Source organism: Erwinia endophytica, from assembly GCF_009295515.1.
GTDB lineage: Bacteria > Pseudomonadota > Gammaproteobacteria > Enterobacterales > Enterobacteriaceae > Erwinia > Erwinia endophytica.
Genome location: NZ_RQVV01000034.1, coordinates 19,898 through 38,694 on the forward strand (window position 1 = coordinate 19,898; position 18,797 = coordinate 38,694).

Consider the following 18,797-nt stretch of genomic DNA (forward strand, 5'->3'; position numbering starts at 1 on the left):
TGTTTATTTGGCACCTCACGGTGCATCGGGAAGCAGACTAAACGTCCCTTCTTCCGGATCGTCTTTATCACTGAGCATCTGGTGTGTTTTGTTATCGACATAAACGCTGAACAGGCGATGCCGGATCTGAATATCTCCGGGACATTTACCGCCGTGCTTCTCCATCACGTCCACTCGGGTAAGGCCGGGTTCACCGTCTTTCATTTGCAGGTATTCAACACAAGCGGGGTCAGTGACCAGCTTTTCTTTCTCGGTAATGCGTTGTACCTGATGAACCACGTTGGCAGGTGCGGCTGGAGCTGTCTGTTGGCGTTTTTGATAAGCCGATTTGAGACTACCAAGAGTGCGGCTACCCTGCGTTCCGATCTCTTCAGTCAGTGCCAGATCCAGGCTGAGAACCCCTTTCTCTGTATCAAGCGTGAAGATAATGGATTCAAATGGATTGGCATTAGGTGTTTGCACATCGTAAATCACAGCGAGTTTACTCACCGGCTCATTGTCACCAGACAGAACCCCAACGGCCATCGTCCGGTTACAAACCTCAGCTTCCCAGTTATCTTTGCCTATGGTGGGGATCAGCGTGGTAATCCTGCCGTCTGCAGAAGCCCAACTGACAAAACAGATATTGGTGTCTTTCTCGCTGAAGCCCTGACCAGTAATTAAGTCACCCAGTTTTTTTCCGTCAACCGTGACAGTGAAACTCTGCTTATCAAGAGGCTCGGCACTATTGATAGCGTATTTCAGTGCTTCTTCGTAAATGGTTTTTTCATAGGGTTTGGTGTTTAGTGCGGACAGCGATGTTGTCGCTTTGGCAGTAATAGAGAACATCAAAAAGAACATTAATATAATATTTTTCATTATCGTTTTGATATATTAAATCAGAAAAACCACATCCTGATATATGAATAAAATGATTTATTATCAGAATAAAAAATCAAGCTAGAAGTTATGATATCCTTAGGAAAACTGACAAGCTCACCTTAATGTTTATCTGCAAGGAGGAATCATTCAAAAAAAAGAGTCTCGAAATATTTAAGTTATTTTTCACCATAGTAAAAATCATTATTATTTTTCAAGCCTAAAACAACATAGCTTTGCGATTTTTTACGGCGAACAGGATGTACATTCCTTAACCAAACTCGTCCCTGAATCAATGCTCCTGGTTTTTTCCATCCCCAGGGATATCAAAATTATGTTTTGAATCTAATTCGACGTTAGCCAGTCCACTCTTTGAGATTTTCTCTGCCAACTGGATGCATTAGAAACCTTAAACGTCGCAATAGAAATACCCCAGCGTTCTGCTTTGAAAGATTATTTTTTAAAATTACTTTTCTTTCTGGAGATCACGCCTTAACTCTGCGATATTCTTCGCCTCAGAGCTGTCCAGTTTATGAGTTGTTTTTGAATCATAAAATATAGTTTTATCTACACTGTTCACGCCAAGAATATAATAATCAGGGCTATCGTTAAACCGTGTCATCGTATGATATATAATCCCCAGCTTGAGATCCTGATCATCTTTTTTCGATACCACTCCCACAGCATTCACACCAGCGCAAGTAACAGATTGCCACTCACCAAATCCGACAGTAGGCAGCAACTTAATCAGTTTTTTTCCATCAAGTGACCATCCAATCAAACATACAGACTGCATTTCTTTCAGTTTGCCTTTAACTGATATGATGAAACCCACTGGACTCCCATCTTTGTTGATTGAAAATGACTGGTCTTTGATAATATTTACATTCGTCACTCCCTCAGCCTTTGCGCTTTCAACTGCCTGGGCCTGCAAAGATGCCGAGTCGAACGTTTTTAACGTTGTGGATGCAGAAGCAATATTTGTCATTAACAGTAAAGATAAGATATATATGATTCTCATCAGGTTCCTCGATTAGTGATGTAGAGCATAATTATAATTAGCGGAAAGTTTTGTGTCATAATCATTTTCCTTATACGATTCGCCATTATAATAACGAGCAAAACGCGCCCAGTTTTTATTTTGCAAGGCATGAAGTAACACAGGTGTATTTTTAATGTGATTCACAAAAGCATATGTTTGCCCATTGATGGTTTGCATCCCCTCGACAAAAGCATCTATGCTTGCATATCCTGCTGAGGAAAAATTCCCACCCATTATCTGAAACGCCCCCCATGATGCTGATTTCAGAGCAGCACCTTTATCCAGTTCCATAGCGGCTTGAAGTTTCTTATATTGTGCATCAACGGTTCCATATTTTTTATATTTTGGCCCTGATATTTCAGGATGAGAACCATCAAACTTATGATTGGTGAGGCCACTAAATATATGTCTCTCATAGAGAATGGTCGGCCGACCGTAAGAATCGAATGGCCCCGTAATCTGAGACTCAGTGATGACAACTGACTTTATCGCAGCAACTTCGCAATTCAATGCTTTTGCAGCACTTACATACAATTCTTCTGAAACACTTTTATCATTTGAATTGGTCTGTTCCAGAGCGATTGGAGAAGAATGATTGTGTAAGTTTCTGATCGTCGGACCATAGGGAGAGACAATACCATCCGGATTTTTTAACCTTACGACTTTTTCCTGAAACTCTCTGATTCTGCTAATTGTTCTATCACCGATTAAACCATCAACTTTTAATTCACTTCCAGGTTTTGTAATTACGCGATTGCTGTTTAATAACGTCTGAATTGTCTTGACGTCACGATATTTATTCACCTGCCCGGCCCCTACGGCTTGACTTATTTTTACCGTACTCATCTAAGAATCCTTTAATCATCACAGCAGTACAAGTGAAGGCTGCGAAACAGGCCTCCCCGGAAGAGGAGGCCTGCTTTTTATGCTTCTTTATTTTCTTTGATGTTCCAACCCGCGCTGCTTTCAGCGCCTTTACCGCCAGAAGAACTCTGCTCCCAGTACTGCTGTTTCACTTTAGAAGCCTGGAATGAGTAGGTCATGCCCAGGGTATCGCCGTTATCAGAACCATTGTAATTAACCGTGGTCACCAGAACATCTTCCAGAGTAATACGCGCATACTCAACCTGAGTACCACCCGCTTTACAAATAGATAATTCAACTTTGCTCAGGTGTTTGCCACTGGCGCAGTTTTTCAGTAACGCCGTGGTGGATTTATCAATCAACGCTTCAACGTGCAGGTCATTAAAGTTCACTTTACCAGCGCCGCCGCCGCCGCCAACAGCCATGTTACCCGGCTGAGATGCACCCCAGGAGAAAGACGTAATATCAGTCCAGCCGGTGTGGTTTGAGTCTTTAGACTCGCCGGTGACACCGTCAACCTTCATAAACATATCAATAGCCATTGTTATCTACTCTTCTTTAGTTAACATTTTTGCTTTAAAAAAAGCACTGATATGGCACGCAGGAAAGCATGAGACGGAATAGAACCGGCCATATTTTACCTCTGCCAGGCTCCCGAATATCACTCGCTACAAGGATGATTCTGAGAGTACGCAGAGGTGTTCATTGATGAACACCTCTGCGGATTAGATAGGGGGCGAATAAGCCCCCCCATTTTATTTCATGTGTCAGATTCGCGGGGGGAGTGGATCCATTCCCCTTACAGCGAATTAGAGATCAAGGCCATTTCGCCTTTTTAACTCTGTTAAGCGTTATCAGCCTTCAGTGAAGGCAGTTTAGAGACCAGCCGCAGTGATACGGTCAGGCCTTCCAGCTGATAGTGCGGACGCAGGAAGAATTTGGCGGCGTAATAACCCGGATTATCCTCCAGCTCTTCCACCTGAACTTCGGCCGAAGCCAGTGGTTTACGGGATTTGGTTTCCTGCGAGGAGTTCGCCGGGTCACCATCCACGTAGTTCATCACCCAGTCGTTCAGCCAGCGTTCCATATCATCACGCTCACGGAAGGAACCGATCTTGTCACGCACAATGCATTTCAGGTAATGCGCAAAGCGGCAGCAGGCGAACAGGTACGGCAGACGTGCGGCCAGGCGCGCGTTGGCTGTGGCATCGGGATCGTGATATTCCGCGGGTTTCTGCAACGACTGCGCGCCGATAAAGGCGGCAAAGTCCGAGTTTTTACGGTGTACCAGCGGCATAAAGCCGTTTTTCGCCAGCTCGGCTTCACGGCGGTCGCTGATGGCGATTTCAGTCGGACACTTCATATCCACGCCGCCATCGTCGCTCGGGAAAGTATGGGTCGGCAGGTTTTCTACCGCACCGCCAGATTCCACGCCGCGGATGGAGGTACACCAGCCGTACTCTTTGAACGAGCGGTTGATGTTAGCCGCCATGGCGTAGGCGGCGTTGGTCCAGGTGTATTTACCGTGATCCGCGCCAGCTGTTTCTTCTTCAAAATCAAAGCTGTCAACCGGGTTGGTACGAATACCGTAAGGCAGACGTGACAGGAAGCGCGGCATCACCAGCCCCAGATAGCGGGCATCTTCCGACTCGCGCAGGCTCCGCCAGGCGGCATATTCGCTGTTCTGGAAGATTTTGGTCAGGTCGCGTGGGTTCGCCAGTTCCTGCCAGGATTCCATCTGCATCACGCCCGGCGAAGTGCCAGTGATAAACGGACAGTGCGCCGCCGCGCCAATTCGCGCCATCTCGCTCAGTAATTCCACGTCCTGCGGGCTGTGATCAAAATAGTAATCGCCCACCAGGCAGCCAAACGGTTCGCCACCGAACTGGCCATACTCTTCTTCATAGATTTTCTTGAAGATCGGGCTCTGATCCCAGCCCACACCTTTATAACGTTTCAGGGTGCGGCCCAGTTCCTGCTTGGAGATGCTCATAAAGCGAATTTTCAGCATCTCGTCAGTTTCGGTGTTATTCACCAGGTAGCTCAGACCGCGCCACGCGCCTTCCAGCTTCTGGAATTCTTCATGGTGAATAATTTCATTCACCTGTTTCGACAGTTTTTCGTCAATCTCGGCGATCAGCGCCTGAATAGTACGATAGGCATCGCTGGAGACGGTGACAGTGTTTTCCAGCGCCTGCTGCGCCAGGGTTTTTACCGCATTTTCTACCGCAGAACGGGCGGAGTCGGTTTTTGGGCGGAACTCTTTGTTCAGCAACGCGCTGAACTCATCCTGACTGTAAGTCAGTTGCTCCTGCGGCTGTTGTTGTGATGGGTTGCTCATTGGTTACTCCTTCTCATCCTTCGTCGCATCATCCTGTTTAGGCAGATGGCTCAGTGATTTGAGTAATGTCGGGTCCTGAAGAATTTTAGAGATAAGCTCTTCCGCGCCATTCTTGCCGTCCATATAGCTCAGCAGGTTGGAAAGCTGAGTTCGCGCATCCAGCAGTTTGCTGAGTGGTTCAACATGACGCGCCACCGCATCCGGCGAGAAGTCTTCCATGCTGTTAAAGGTCAGGTCGACATTCAGACGGCCTTCACCCGTTAGCGTGTTGTCCACCTGGAACGCCACGCGTGGTTTCAGCGCTTTCATGCGTTCATCGAAATTGTCGATATCAATATCAAGGAATTTACGTTCATCGACTGACGGCAGGCCTTCAACTGGTTTGCCAACCAAATCAGCCATAACGCCCATGACGAACGGCAGTTGAATTTTGCGTTCCGCCCCATAGATCTCCACGTCATACTCGATCTGTACACGCGGCGCGCGGTTACGGGCGATGAATTTCTGCCCACTGGATTTGCCTGGCATGGTGTTCTCCATTGGTAGGTAAAGTGAAAATGTCAGTGAACGCGGCGACTCAGTTGTCGCGACGTCCGAAAATGTTTTCTAACTGGTGGACGCCGTCTGGCGCCAGGTCGCGAATAATGTCCATAAAGTTCATCTCAATCATCCGTTGCACCCGCTCAATCATCAGCGGCGCCGGATGACTTGGCTCATGCTGGACAAAATACTGTTTCACTTTTTCCAGCATCAGTTGCGCATCAGAACGTGACGTCGGCTGAGCGTGCCGCCAGTCCGTCTCCCTCGGCACCGATCCTGTCACTGGCGCGGCCACCGCGCGGGGATCTTTCTCAACAGATGCGTTCGGGATCAGCGCTGCCAAATCTGTCACTTCACACGCTGCGGCGACGGTGTTGACCATTTTCAACAATTGTTCCATCTCAGGGATGCCGCTTTCGCCAAGGTGCTCAATCAATGTTTCGCGAACAGTTTGTAACTGCTCACTTATCCTGAGGATCGCAGCAATACCGGGTTGTTCACCACGCATCAGTTCATCCATCAAACGGGCGCGACCACCGGGAAACTCCGGACATTCGGTTTTGCTGCCGTCCAGCAACGCACAGGCATCGCGCAGGGATAACTGATCAGAGGCACTGCGCAGTAATGGTGCCTGGCGCAAAGCTGAAGTGAGTGCTGACTTATCACCTAAAGCCGCCAGCGCGTTGATACGATAGAAGGGATCATATTCCCCGGCATCGCTCAACTGTGGCCATAACGGCTCCCAATACAACAACAGCGACTGCTTAATCAGTTGCAGACCGTCAGCATAACCACTCAGCCCACGCAGTTGGGTCCAGGCTCGGGTTAAGGTCAGCATCACCCGCAAATCCCTGGTGCGGCTCAGCAGATCGCTGGCCAGTCGCTCAACTTTGTTCCAGTCAGCGGGCTCCGCAGGAATGATCGTGTCACCGAACTGCTGCTCCGCTTTGCCTGCGCTGGCCTGTTCCATCGCCATGTAATCGGCGTCGTATTCCAGATTTTCGCCACAGGGACGGTCATTGCTGATCGGCGCGAGTAACACCTCGATATTCATGATGATCCCTTGCTTAATTTACTCAAACATTGGTGGATAAAGGCCATGACGTCCTGGTCTGGCGCCTGCGGCCGGGTCAAACAACATCGAAAACAGCTGACCGGTAAAGTTGCCGCTGTGCACATGGGTGTAAAGTGGGTAGCCATCCGTCTGATTGGTCCACCAGAAACTGGTGTAATGCTGTGGATCGAAACAATCCGCCGCCTGCCGCCAGCTCAGGGTGCAGGGCTGATCGGCGTAACCGATAACGTCGAGGATCTGTGATCGCGATCCCGGCTCCAGCACCGGCGGGGGAGGAATGGTCAGCAACATCTGATCGAGCTGTTCGGCGGAATAGCTGTTGCGTACCGCGTGCAGCAAGCTACGCCCCAGTTGCTGATACCATTCCCCAGCCATCGCCAGTTGCCACGGCGTCCACTGCTGCGGTGAACAGGTCACCAACGCACACACCGGATATTGCCGGCCAACATTGTCACGGGCCGGTAACAGACAGCCCATCTGCACCCACTGACTGCCCAGCATGGGCGGCACGACAAAATTCCACACCGGCGCCTTGCCAAACTGTCGTTCGCCTTGCGGTCGCGGCTCGTCATTTTTTTTCTGCCAGTTCAACAGCCCCACCTGAAACCAGTGTGACCATTGCTGCCAAAGCGTATCGGGGAAACGACGCTTTAAAAAATCGCCGGCGCTGGGCAATTTCCCATACCAACTAATCGCAGGTATCTGGCTCATCATCATTTCCTTGCGGTTACGGGCATGAGAACCCGGGAAGCTGGAACGGATTACGGATACTGTTCGGAATAAATTCCAGGGTCACATGATGGCCGTCGACATTAAAGGCGGCCAGACGACTGAGACTGCTGTTACCCGGCGACAATCGCGCCCGGTCAAAGAAACGGTTCAGCGCCCAGGCGCCATTGGTCACCAGCGTGGCGGTGGTGCCGTTGACGAGACCTAACTGCATCCGCACCTGACTGGTGCCGCCCGGCCCCGGCCAGTTCATCAGTTGTACGGCCTGCGGACCGTGGCTGTAACGCAGCAGTTGACCGTCCACATCCAGCGTCATGGTCAGGATGTCGTTATCCATCTGCTGAGTCCGTACCGTCACGCGAAACGAAGGCGTGGTCGCGCCGTTGGCGAAGAAAGCATCGCGAATGTTCTGTGCCTGTTGGAATGGTCGTAACACGCTTTCGCCGCCTGGCAGCGTTTTGCCATCAATCCCTGGCGTGAAGCGCCAACTGGCCTGCGTGGTGTCCACTTTGTTCGCCAGATTGTCACGGAAGAAACTGTCCATCAGGCCCGTTCCCGGCGCGAACATATGGGCCAGGTCATCCGGTGTCACATCCGTTCTGGCGGAGTGGGCAAGCGGATAACGCCCGGCAATGGCCTGGCGACAGAAGCTTCCGATTTCCACATTGATCCGCTTGCGCACGTTATCCAGATCACGGCGTTGTGTATCGCTGCTGGCGCCCACGGCCATAGTGGTGAACATATTTTGCAGTGACCCCGGCAGACGCCCGGCACTGGCTTGCAGGCGGCTAATGGCGTCACTGGTTGGCGGCGGCATGCCGCTGTTCGCGGCGTCCTGTACCGCGGTCAGATAACGGTAAAGATCATCAATTTGCCGGAGGAAATCATCAAAGGCGATGGTCTTGCCGCCCTTTTCCAGCGGTTGGGCCAGATCAATAATTGGCGCAAAGTGCGCCGCGACGACCTGCTCAGGCGTTTGCTGCTGACTGGCCGCCGTGGTGGCCGGTGTGGAATGGAACAGCGCTTCCAGCGTACTGCTGGCACTATTGCCGCTCTTGCCGTCCTCTTTCTGCCCCTGAGACTTGTCATCCGCCGCGGGCGTTTTATCCAGCACCAGATAGTGGCTGAGGTTGATCACCAGCTTACGCAGCGGCGAATTATTACTGGAAAGCAAGCGCGCCGTATTAATACGCTGAGAAAGATCGGCACTGTTATTTAACTGAATATCCTGCAACAGGCCGTCCCACTGGCGCATATAGTCAGCCATATACAACTGGCGAACCGCGAGGTCAGTCTGCTGTTGGCTCTCGCCCTGTACCTGGCCGCCCAACACCCACTGGTCATCGTCATGCAGCGACGCCGTTACCGTGGCAATGTTGTGGTCAAAGCTGTTCCAGTAACCTTCCGGCGTGAACAGACCCGGAATACCGTCGCTAATTGATTTTCCGCTTTTGCGTGAAAACACCAGCTCGCTCTGTGGGCCGCCAAGCGCAGCCAGCGACACGGACTTCAGGCTGTCATCGTGTTCCAGCAGGCGCTTCAGGCGTCCATAAACGCGCTGCGACAGCGGCATCTGATTAATCAGCACCTGCTCGCGCTTTACCAGCGCGTCATCCCGGGCATAAGGCGATGCCTGGATCTGAGTTTCCAGTAACTGCGCCAGATGCCCGTCGAGCTGTTTGATCTGCGCAGAGGTAATGTTCTGCGGCTGGTTGCGCTGGATATTCAGCATCACCCAGGCGTGCAGGAACTTACCATCGTAATGTTGCGGCTGATACAGCATCTGGTAGGCCTTCAGCGCCTCGTAGCTGTAATCGGCATCGCTGCCGTTGTCATTGCGCAGCCAGGTGGTTATCAACTGCGCGACCTGCGGCAGCAACAGTTGTTTGAGCGATTTCTGGTACAACGTGGTCGTCGCGTCGCTGACTTCTCCCCCACGATACAAGCCCATGCGCCGGGTGATCGGCGGATCGTTGAGATCGAAATCTTCACTTTCCGGCAGGTGCAACACGCCATTCAAAAAGGGCAACAGCGCATAGAGGTCGGTCAGGCTACTGACCTGCAAATTCCGACTCAGCTCCGTCACCTTCGGCACGTTGCGTTGTACCTCCGCCAGATAGCTTTTGTTATTGCTGAAGCTGGTGACCCACAGCAAACCGGCGACCACCAGCGCGACCACCAGCGCAACATAGCCCGACCAGAGCACGGCGCGATTACGCAGTTCCCACCAGCGGTTGCTGCCTGCCAGTCCGGCTTCCTGAAAGATGACATTTTGCAACAAATCCTTCAGAAAGAAGCTCTGGCCCTTGTTGGCCGGGATCGGCGACTCTTTGTTGACGTTGTCCCAGGCGCCGCTGTTACCGTCTTGATCCTGCGGCAGTTGCAACGCGCGAGTCAGCTCTCCCATTACGCGGTCAAACGGCAAGCCTTCCTGCGTACCACTGGCGAAGTAGATGCCACGCGGTGAGAACTGCGTTTCAAAGTTAGAGCGGGCGAACACCGTGTCAAGATAGTCAGCCAGTTGTGGACGTAACGCAGCGAATTCCTGCGGGAACAGGTAACTTTCCGCCCGGGCTTTGGCATCGCTTTCCTGCAACAGCGTGTCCGGCAATCCGTCATCCAGACGCTGTTGCAGCAGCACATATTCCTGGGTGAAGGCGCTGTGCAGATCGAAATCAGCATGTTTCGCCTGTTCCCACGGGAAGGTGAAACCCCACACCTGGTCACGCTGCGCTTTGTCGAATGTCGCGAAGTAAGCCCGGAAACCTTTCAGCAGGTCAGTTTTAGTCACCAGTACATAAACCGGAAAACGAATAGCCAACTGCTCGTGCAATTCCATCAGCCGCTGACGCAGGGAAAGCGCCTGCTGACGGGAGGCCTCTGGCGACTGGGTCAACAGGTCAGAGACGCTGACAGTGACAATCACCCCGTTGATCGGCTGGCGTCCCCGGTATTTACGCAGCAACGCAACAAACTTATTCCATTCGTTGGCATCCTGTTGCTGCTCGCTTTCCTGAGTGGTGTAGCGACCCGCGGTATCCAGCAGCACCGCCTCGTTAGTGAACCACCAGTCACAATTTCGCGTACCGCCGATCCCGCGTAAGGCCGCTTTACCAAAGCGATCAGCCAGCGGAAACTGCAAACCAGAGTTCACCAGCGCGGTGGTTTTACCGGCCCCCGGCGCGCCAATAATCACATACCAGGGTAACTGGTACAGATACTGCCGACTGAAACGCTGAGTCCAGCTATGACTGCCAGCCCGACTGAAATGCGCTTTTTTCAGCATCTCGGCCGCTTCAGTAAAGCGCTCGGACAGCACCCGATCTTCACTGGTTAGCCGCTTGCGGTCGCCTTCGCTGTTTTCACCTGGCGTGGCGTTCAGGCTACTGACCAGTTTGCGGTTCAGCCAGGCGTTGTAAACTCGCGGCACCACATTGCTCAGGCCCCAGGCGATATACAGCAGCGCGATACTGATCTGGCGGTTAACTTCCGGTTCCAACGGGCGGGAATCCACGATCGAGAAGACCGGCCCAATCACCCAGATAATAAAAGACAGCGCGGTGATACCGACAAATCCCCACAGCAGCCGATTGGTAATGATGGCAAAAAGAATATTCAGCATCCGTTAATTTCCTTGCTGTAAATTCAGTTCCGCGCGGGTGTTCTGCGGGGAAACCAACAGCGTGATTTCGACACGGCGGTTGCGCGCGCGGTTAGCGGCGCTGGTGTTAGGCACCAACGGGTTGCTTTCGCCGCGCCCTTCCGCTTTCACGCGTTGTGGCTGAGTAAGGTGCTGCTGCAGGCGCTCCTGAACGGACTGAGCGCGCGCCAGAGATAATTCATAGTTTGAGGCGAAACGTGCGCTGCGGATGGGAACGTTATCGCTGTAACCAATCACCAGAATGCGGCCACTGACGTTATTCATCGCCTGCGCCACGCGATCCAGCACGGCTTCATAGCGGCTTTGTACGGCGGTGGAACCTGAAGCAAACAGGCCATCGCCTCGCAGCGTCACTACGCTGCGATCCGCTGCGTCTTGTACCGATACCAGCCCTTCTTCTATCTCATCATGCAGGAAGGTTTTCAGGTTTAATGTGGGCGGCGGCGGCGGTGCCGGATGTTGGATCGTCACTTCCGGCAAGGGTGTCTGGTAAACCGCCGCCAGTACCGGACTGGTGACATCGCCCAACTGCCAGTTGAGCAGGATATAAAACAGGCAGGCGAGGAAACCAGCCAGCGCGGTACAAGCCCACAGCGGCACCACCGGTCGCCATAGTTTACGCGTGACAGGATTATCTTCAGGATGCGGAGAAAGCGGCGGCGCATAGCCGCCACGCACCGAACGGATCATCTGCAACAGACGCTGTTTGATGGTTTCCAACTGTGAACGTCCGTTATCCAGCACGCGATAACGACCTTCAAACCCCAGTTGTAAACAGTAGTTAATCAGCTCCAGCAGGAGAATGTGTTCTCGCGGGTTTTGTGACAGTTTGGCCAGCAGTTGGAAAAACTTCTCACCCCCCCAGGTTTCGTTATGAAAAGTGACCAGCAACCCCTGTCCTGGCCAGACGCCCCGGCTGCCCCATGGCGTCAGCGCGGCGGCTTCATCCAGCGCGGTACACAGACAGTAGCGCGCGCCGATAATCACTTCATACGGCAATCCGGCGCGCTGGCAGTTCATTTCGAACTGACGTATTTCGTCGATCAGCCGTTGGCGCAATCCGGCCGGATCGGCATGCGTCACCGAATGGCGGATCTGTGGAATGGCGTTGAGTAAAGCATTTGCCGCCGCGACTAACGGGTTGTGACTGCTGGCACCTGAAAAAATGTCACCCCGAGCGGTGGCCTGTCGTTCCTGCATAATTCTCGCTCCCGGCATCAGGCTGAGTGACTACGGATGGCCCAAAACTCCATCGCCAGACCAGGAAACTCACCGGCCAGATGAAGCGCAAACGTGCCTGACTTTTCCATCTCCTGCCACAGCTCACTGCCTTTCTCTAATTCGAAGTAGCTGTAACCGGCATGCCAGGGAATTTGCGGCGGCGCAACCGGCATCGCACGCAGTACCATGCCCGGCAATTGCAGTTGCACCAGATCACGAATTTTGGTCACCGGGGCGACTTTCATCTGCGCCGGGAAGTGAGTCTGCAACGCGTCACCCGGCACATTGGCCCGCACTGCCAGCACAAAACCAAACTCACGCACCATCGATGTATCCGGTACAGTCGCCACGTTCAGACCATGCGAACGTTCGGTCAATGGCAACTGGATGGCGTTCTCTTCCATGACCAGCGACAGCCCCTGACGCAGCATCAGCATTAACCTGCCGAAACACCAGGCCAGATCGTCGTGGTCATACACCGGCAAGGCGGCGTCAGGAAAGCGCTGCGGCGTATAGGTGGTCAGTTCGCTGGCAAACGCCAGCCAGGTGGAAAACAGCTGTTCAGGATGCAACAACGGTAGATTCTTCAGATGGCTGACGTGACCGAAGTGATGATTAACCAGCGCCAGCAACATAAAATCCGTCATATCGGCCGTATTGAAACGGCCCGGCTGCTGCAAACGCTGACCAATCTGCTGACTGCGTTGTTCAAGCAGACCGAGCATATCGTTCAAATACTCATACAGTTGGGGATGCGCGATACTGTTGAGCATGGGCGGAATATAGTGACTGTCCAGACGTACCTGGTTGTCACTGCGTTTCTCCAGCACTTTCACCACCGCCATCGCCGTCCATTCGGCGGACAGCTCGCTTTCCAGCATCAGACGCAGACGCAGTTTGCCGAACTGAACCGCCGCCGAGCCGACCGACAGAGCATTAAAATCATCCACTTCCTGCTCAAAAGTGACATAACGAGCCAGTGAGTCCGCCGCGTCGCTGAAGATAACCTCTTCGCGACCATTGCGGCGCGCAGGCAGCGCCAGTACCACTTTTTCATGGCCCTGATTGTCCGGGATAGCCAACGGCGGCGGCCCATGACGGGCATCGCGGAATGAAAAGAAAGTGCCATCAGGCAGTAAACCACTGGCCGAGCTGAGAGCGATTTTTCCCTGACGCAGCATCGCTTCGTCAATGTCACAATCTAAAAATCCCCACAAATAAGGGCGCAGGGTCATTCCCCAGCTACGCAGCAGGCTTTGCTGGTAACTTTCTGACTGCTGGAAATGGTGCGGGCGCAGGAACATGCCTTCGGTCCAGACCACTTTTTCTGCTTGATTCATAATGGCTTCCGTTTTCAGACTGGAATCACTCGCTGACGGCGCGTAAGCCGCTGATGTCGGCAATAATGTCGGCTTTCAGTTCATCCGGTGAGCTTTGCCAGATTTGATAAAAATGGCCGTCATCGGGAACCGGCAACGGCAAGGAAAGCCGCCACTTTTTACCATCAAGAGACTGATATTCAGCCAGAATCCCGATATAGCGCACTTCAGGGGTTGTTTCGCCCTTGAGGGTTTTATTGAGTTGTCCTGGCATCAGGAAGAACTGTTCGCTGTTCAGCAGGTTACCGCCCAGTAAAGCGGAGGCATGGTTCTGCAATGAATAGAAATCAGCAGACATGAAATCGGCGTCCGACTTGAGCAGCAATACCCGGACCTTCAGCGGCGCGCCATCGTTGATCTGCGGGTGAGCCCGGAAGACCAGGCGGTAATGGGGAGCCACGCCATGTGAAGAAGAACTACAACCTGACAGGACACTGAATACCATCAGGAAAAACGCCTGAATACTCAGGCGCCAAAAGAGTTGTCTGTTCATATTGATGCGGCCATCAGCGCATTATCAGTTGATGATCCAGGTTCCGTTGTTGCTGTTCTGACAGGCTTTGCTGTCACCCGCGACAGCCACACAGGTTTTTTTCGCGGCTGAACGAACCCGTTTGCGGCGTGAATCCGCTTTCACCGTTTTCTCATACAGGTCGCTCTTCACCAACGCACGTAGCGGCACGTAACCAATCAGTTGCTCCTGTCCCACTTCGGCGATAGCGAACCAGTTGTTTTCTACTGTACCGAGCACAGTATAAGGCTGGCCATTTTCCAGGTGGGTGACAACCTTGCCGCTAAAGTCTGGCGTGGTCATTACCGAAGCGTTGTACAGCGCACGGTACTCTTCATTCACTGGCGTGAAAGAGACTGGCGGCTGCACGGCATGACGATAAGTCAGCTTTACACCGTCAACAGTACTGGAAACTATTGTGTCATCCGTGATCGGCGCGGGAGGCGCCTTACATCCGGCAACCGTCAAAACAAAAAGCAGGCTTAATGCAATTCGAATTTTCACCATGATCCTCATGAAATTTTTAGCAATAACAAAGACACAATACGGTCCGGAGAGTCGTCATTAACAGAGACAGATAAAGAAAATTTACAGCTCTGGTCGTCAAACAGGCTGAGAACGCTGGCAAGGCTGAAGGAAAAATCATCAGAAATGAGGGCAGTACCGCGTTAAAAAACAGCAACAAGCCTCAACAACACCTCAGCAATGAAAGCAACACTCAACAAAAACAAAACATCACGATCCAAAAATAACTACAAAATAGCATCCAAATGACATTGGCAGGTCGGTTTTTTATAAATAGATGCAATCAGATTAATCTGACAAACGGCGTATTCCCTTTACAAAAATCACTTCCCCCGTTACCCCCACCACACAGAGAGTGTAAAAGTGACTTAAAGACACCTAAAAACCCTGCAGTAAAACAGGTTATTCCCGGCCTTTAAGCGGCAGGAAAGGGCCTTTCATGAAGTGACATTCAAAAAAACAAACCAAATAAAAACAAATAGATAATAAAAATATCCGCACCATAGCTACCGCACGAGCCAATGCTAAAGCCATCCGCCCGTGTTCGAAGTTACAGTTTATTGTGAAATTTTTCAGCAAGTTTACACTAGCGTTCCAATTATTAAACAATACAGGCCATTACTACAATAGTTAAGATTTAATTATGTTAAATAAAAAGATAAATTCGTGACTAATGGCCCTATCATTCCAGGATTAATCCTAAAAAAATAATACAGAAGCGCCTTTTATATTCTCTTTAGGTTTTATTTTTTCATGGTTAATAACATAAAAATATATGAATGGTGTTATCAGTGGCGCTGATAGCAACAAAAAACAGGGAGGGAATACCGTGAAGCGGGTGTTTTTTTACCGTATTATTCGCGTTGTATCTGGCGATATGAGGGGGATGGATCTTGTACAGTGGTGAGTGGTGAGTGGTGAGTGGTGAGTGGTGAGTGAAGTTGGCGCAGCGATCGGCATAACATGCCACCACTGCGATAGGGGTGGATAAAACCGGAACAAATCCCTTAAGCCAGCAGCATTTCTGCCAGTTCTTGTAGCGTTTTCACCTGCCAGGTTGGGGTAATACCCGGTGGTAGTGGGCGTTGTTCGGCATTCAGCCAGCAAGTCGCCATTCCTGCGCTGATACCACCAAGAATATCTGCATCCGGATTATCCCCGACCATCATCACCCGTTGGCGATCCGGGTTTTCCATCTTCTCCAACGCATAGTCAAAGATCGCCGGATGCGGTTTGGCATAGCCCACCTGTTCAGAGATAACCAGCAAATCGAAATGCCCCAGTAAGCCGGTACGCTGCAAACGCACCTGCTGCAACGCGGTAAAACCGTTGGTGATGATCCCCATTTTTACCCGACCTTTCAGCGCATTCAACAGCTCAACCGCCCCGGTTAGCGGCTGACAGATTTCCGCCATCGCCTCCAGATACGCCTTGTTCAGCGCCATTGGCGTGACCTTCAGTTTCTCGGCCCAGGCGACAAAACGCTGTTGTTGTAGCTGCCCGGCGGTTATCGCGCCGTTCTGGTATTCCACCCACAACGGTTTGTTGACCGCCTGATATTGCTCGTAATCCTCGCGAGAAAATGACACGCCATACGGGTGAAAAAGACGCTGTAAACCAGCGAATGCATCAAAATGGAATAGCGTGTCGTCCGCGTCGAATAAAATCCAGTCCCAGTCTTTAAGCATCTTTGGAAAACCCTTGTTGGTCAAAGCATTACGAAGAAAACAGGCATCACCAGTGGTGTCAATCCACACCGGCGACGGATGACTCACAACAACTGCCGGGGAAGGTATGCGTCCCGGTGCGTTTAAATCGTTAACGCCATGATGATAGCGTCTTCTTTACCGTCAGCCGTCGGGTAGTAGTTACGGCGAACGGAAACTTCATTGAAGTCCAGTTGCTCATATAAAGCCATTGCCGGACGGTTGGAGGCTCGCACCTCCAGCCACAGCGTCTGCACGCCACGTTCTGCAAGACGGGATATCAGGAATTGCAACAATTCACGCCCAATCCCCCGCCGCTGGAAGTCTGGATCAACCGCGAGGTTAAATAGCGTCGCCTCATCCAATACCACGTGAGTGATAGCAAAAGCCGCCATCCGACCCTCCACCGCCAGCTGATAGTTCAGATAACGTTCCCCCTGATTACTGGCCAGGGTTTTTTCACTCCAGGGAAAAGCATGGCTGCGTTGTTCAATGACCAGGGCTCGTTCAAGGTCTTGCGGTGTCAGTAAAGAAATCTGATTCATAGTGAGTGATCTGCTGCCATAGCGCACGTTTGGCACTGGCATTTTGATAAAGCTCCGCCAACGCGGGCGAAACAATTTGCGCACCGCTGACGCCCAACGGGGCTGACAGCCCAAGGCACCAACTGACGCACTGAGTATCATCAGGCAGCATCGCCGACTGATCCGGCGTCAGTGTCATCACCTCATGTTCACGCATGAGCATCGCCCGCAGCACATCATTGATCAATGGATCGGTCAGCGGCGGGGGATCTTCAGCCACGATCAGCAGGCGCGTATGCGCAGGCAATGAGACCGACACTTCACCCTGTAAGGCGCGTGGACGCCGCAGCGTATACTGCGTTATCCCCATTTGCTGTAATAACCAGTCACGTCTGGAAGACATCTTTTTCCCGTCTGGTCGCCCGAATGCCACGCTATGCTAACAAACCTCGCGGATCGGCGCCATCCAACACCGCGCCTTGTTATGTTACTTCAGGCTGCAACTGCGGCTAATTTGGGTATAATCGCCGCTCTGATGTGTAAGGAGCCGCCGATGTCTGCATTTACCCCGGCCAGTGAAGTGATACTGCGCCACAGTGATGAATTTACTCAACGCCGCGTGTTATTTGCTGGCGACCTGCAGGATCTCCTGCCCGCCCAACTGGACACCGCATTGAGCCGGGCGCATAGCCAACAGTATCATCACTGGCAGAACCTGACCCGCGCGTTGGGAGAAAATGCGCAATACAGCCTGACGGCAACCCCGGAATTCGTCGCGGGCTGCGATACATTGATCTACTTCTGGCCAAAAAACAAACCGGAAGCCCAGTTCCAGTTAGCAAACCTGCTGTCAATGATGCCCGTGGGCAGCGACCTGTTCGTGGTCGGTGAAAACCGTAGCGGCGTGCGCAGCGCGGAGCAGGTGCTGGAGAAATGGGTCACTCTGACTAAAATCGACAGTGCGCGTCGCTGTGGCCTGTATCATGGTCGGTTGCAGGTACAGCCGGTGTTTGAGGCTGATGCGTGGTGGGCCGACTATCCGCTGGGCGATATCACCATCAAAACCCTGCCGGGCGTATTCAGCCGCGATGGTCTGGATGCCGGCAGTAACCTGCTGCTCTCCACCCTGAAGCCGCACACTAAAGGTAAAGTGCTGGATATCGGCTGTGGCGCTGGCGTGCTGTCAGCCATGCTGGCCAGCATCTCACCCAAAGTGCGCCTGTACCTGACCGATGTCAGCGCCGCCGCCGTGGCAGCCAGCAAAGCCACGCTGGCCGCGAATGGGCTGGAAGGCGAAGTCTTCGCCAGCAACGTCTATTCCGCGGTACAGGGCCGCTATGATCTGATAATCTCCAATCCTCCGTTCCATGACGGAATGCAAACCAGTCTGGAGGCCGCACAACAACTGATCCGCGGCGCGACAAAATATCTGAATACCGGCGGCGAGTTACGCATTGTGGCCAACGCCTTCCTGCCTTACCCACAGCTCCTTGATGAAACCTTTGGTCGCCATGAGGTGCTGGCGCAGACCGGCCGTTTTAAAGTTTACCGCGCAGTTCTGGATCGTGTCGCCAAAACCAGACGCTAAGTGAGTCGCGGGTAGCCCTGGTGATACCCGCCTTTTCCCGGAAAACAGAGGATGGTTTCGGAAACGTTGCTTTTTCCAGCAATCATCCCCGGGCAACTAAATAACTGTTGACGTGTCGGGGAAAATCTCTAGAATTCGCCTCCGTGGTTGCAATACTCCATGATGGTATTGACGGCAAGCGAAGGTGGCGGAATTGGTAGACGCGCTAGCTTCAGGTGTTAGTGTCTTAACGG

At 52.2% G+C, this 18,797-nt stretch carries 17 protein-coding genes; 1 reads left to right on the plus strand and 16 read right to left on the minus strand.

What is annotated here, in order from left to right; genetic code table 11:
• Nucleotides 1-15: 15 nt before the first annotated feature.
• From EH228_RS20530 to EH228_RS11050, 16 genes are all read right to left on the minus strand, one after another.
• A complete protein-coding gene (locus EH228_RS20530) occupies nt 16-828 on the minus strand; it encodes a hypothetical protein (RefSeq protein ID WP_240116278.1) in 813 nt (270 codons plus the stop codon).
• 496 nt (nt 829-1,324) lie between these two features.
• On the minus strand, nt 1,325-1,879 hold the full coding sequence (locus EH228_RS10980) for a hypothetical protein (protein ID WP_152321705.1): 555 nt from the start codon (nt 1,877-1,879) through the stop codon (nt 1,325-1,327).
• A 12-nt stretch (nt 1,880-1,891) separates the two neighbouring features.
• The gene (locus EH228_RS10985; RefSeq protein ID WP_152321706.1) at nt 1,892-2,746 is read right to left on the minus strand and encodes an N-acetylmuramidase domain-containing protein; all 855 of its coding nucleotides are present in this window, start codon (nt 2,744-2,746) and stop codon (nt 1,892-1,894) included.
• Nucleotides 2,747-2,823: 77 nt separating this feature from the next.
• Nucleotides 2,824-3,306: an Hcp family type VI secretion system effector gene (locus tag EH228_RS10990; RefSeq protein WP_152321707.1), complete on the minus strand. Its 483-nt coding sequence runs from the start codon at nt 3,304-3,306 to the stop codon at nt 2,824-2,826.
• A gap of 302 nt (nt 3,307-3,608) precedes the next feature.
• Nucleotides 3,609-5,105, minus strand: coding sequence for a type VI secretion system contractile sheath large subunit (tssC, locus tag EH228_RS10995; protein ID WP_152321708.1), 1,497 nt, complete (start codon nt 5,103-5,105; stop codon nt 3,609-3,611).
• A 3-nt stretch (nt 5,106-5,108) separates the two neighbouring features.
• The gene (gene tssB, locus EH228_RS11000; protein ID WP_152321709.1) at nt 5,109-5,633 is read right to left on the minus strand and encodes a type VI secretion system contractile sheath small subunit; all 525 of its coding nucleotides are present in this window, start codon (nt 5,631-5,633) and stop codon (nt 5,109-5,111) included.
• A gap of 49 nt (nt 5,634-5,682) precedes the next feature.
• Entirely contained in the window at nt 5,683-6,699 is a 1,017-nt protein-coding gene (gene tssA / locus EH228_RS11005) for a type VI secretion system protein TssA (RefSeq protein WP_152321710.1), read from the minus strand.
• An 18-nt stretch (nt 6,700-6,717) separates the two neighbouring features.
• A complete protein-coding gene (gene tagF / locus EH228_RS11010) occupies nt 6,718-7,431 on the minus strand; it encodes a type VI secretion system-associated protein TagF (protein WP_152321711.1) in 714 nt (237 codons plus the stop codon).
• Nucleotides 7,432-7,447: 16 nt separating this feature from the next.
• The gene (gene tssM, locus EH228_RS11015; protein ID WP_152321712.1) at nt 7,448-11,071 is read right to left on the minus strand and encodes a type VI secretion system membrane subunit TssM; all 3,624 of its coding nucleotides are present in this window, start codon (nt 11,069-11,071) and stop codon (nt 7,448-7,450) included.
• 3 nt (nt 11,072-11,074) lie between these two features.
• Entirely contained in the window at nt 11,075-12,310 is a 1,236-nt protein-coding gene (locus EH228_RS11020; RefSeq protein WP_193323324.1) for a DotU family type VI secretion system protein, read from the minus strand.
• Between the two features lie 17 nt (nt 12,311-12,327).
• Nucleotides 12,328-13,671 (minus strand): type VI secretion system baseplate subunit TssK, encoded by a 1,344-nt coding sequence (gene tssK, locus EH228_RS11025; RefSeq protein ID WP_152321713.1) that lies wholly within the window; start codon nt 13,669-13,671, stop codon nt 12,328-12,330.
• Nucleotides 13,672-13,696: 25 nt separating this feature from the next.
• The gene (gene tssJ / locus EH228_RS11030) at nt 13,697-14,203 is read right to left on the minus strand and encodes a type VI secretion system lipoprotein TssJ (RefSeq protein WP_152321714.1); all 507 of its coding nucleotides are present in this window, start codon (nt 14,201-14,203) and stop codon (nt 13,697-13,699) included.
• 24 nt (nt 14,204-14,227) lie between these two features.
• Entirely contained in the window at nt 14,228-14,728 is a 501-nt protein-coding gene (locus tag EH228_RS11035) for an SH3 domain-containing protein (protein ID WP_152321715.1), read from the minus strand.
• Nucleotides 14,729-15,753: 1,025 nt separating this feature from the next.
• Nucleotides 15,754-16,434 (minus strand): pyrimidine 5'-nucleotidase, encoded by a 681-nt coding sequence (yjjG, locus tag EH228_RS11040; RefSeq protein ID WP_152321716.1) that lies wholly within the window; start codon nt 16,432-16,434, stop codon nt 15,754-15,756.
• A gap of 122 nt (nt 16,435-16,556) precedes the next feature.
• Nucleotides 16,557-16,997, minus strand: coding sequence for a ribosomal protein S18-alanine N-acetyltransferase (gene rimI / locus EH228_RS11045; protein WP_193323325.1), 441 nt, complete (start codon nt 16,995-16,997; stop codon nt 16,557-16,559).
• Nucleotides 16,960-17,379 carry a DNA polymerase III subunit psi gene (locus EH228_RS11050; RefSeq protein WP_152321718.1) on the minus strand — a complete coding sequence of 140 codons (420 nt, stop codon included), beginning with the start codon at nt 17,377-17,379 and terminating at the stop codon, nt 16,960-16,962. The genes rimI and EH228_RS11050 overlap by 38 nt, the downstream gene beginning before the upstream one ends.
• 150 nt (nt 17,380-17,529) lie before the next feature.
• Here EH228_RS11050 and rsmC point away from each other — a divergent pair, with 150 nt between their 5' ends.
• On the plus strand, nt 17,530-18,564 hold the full coding sequence (gene rsmC, locus EH228_RS11055) for a 16S rRNA (guanine(1207)-N(2))-methyltransferase RsmC (RefSeq protein WP_152321719.1): 1,035 nt from the start codon (nt 17,530-17,532) through the stop codon (nt 18,562-18,564).
• Nucleotides 18,565-18,797 lie beyond the last annotated feature (233 nt).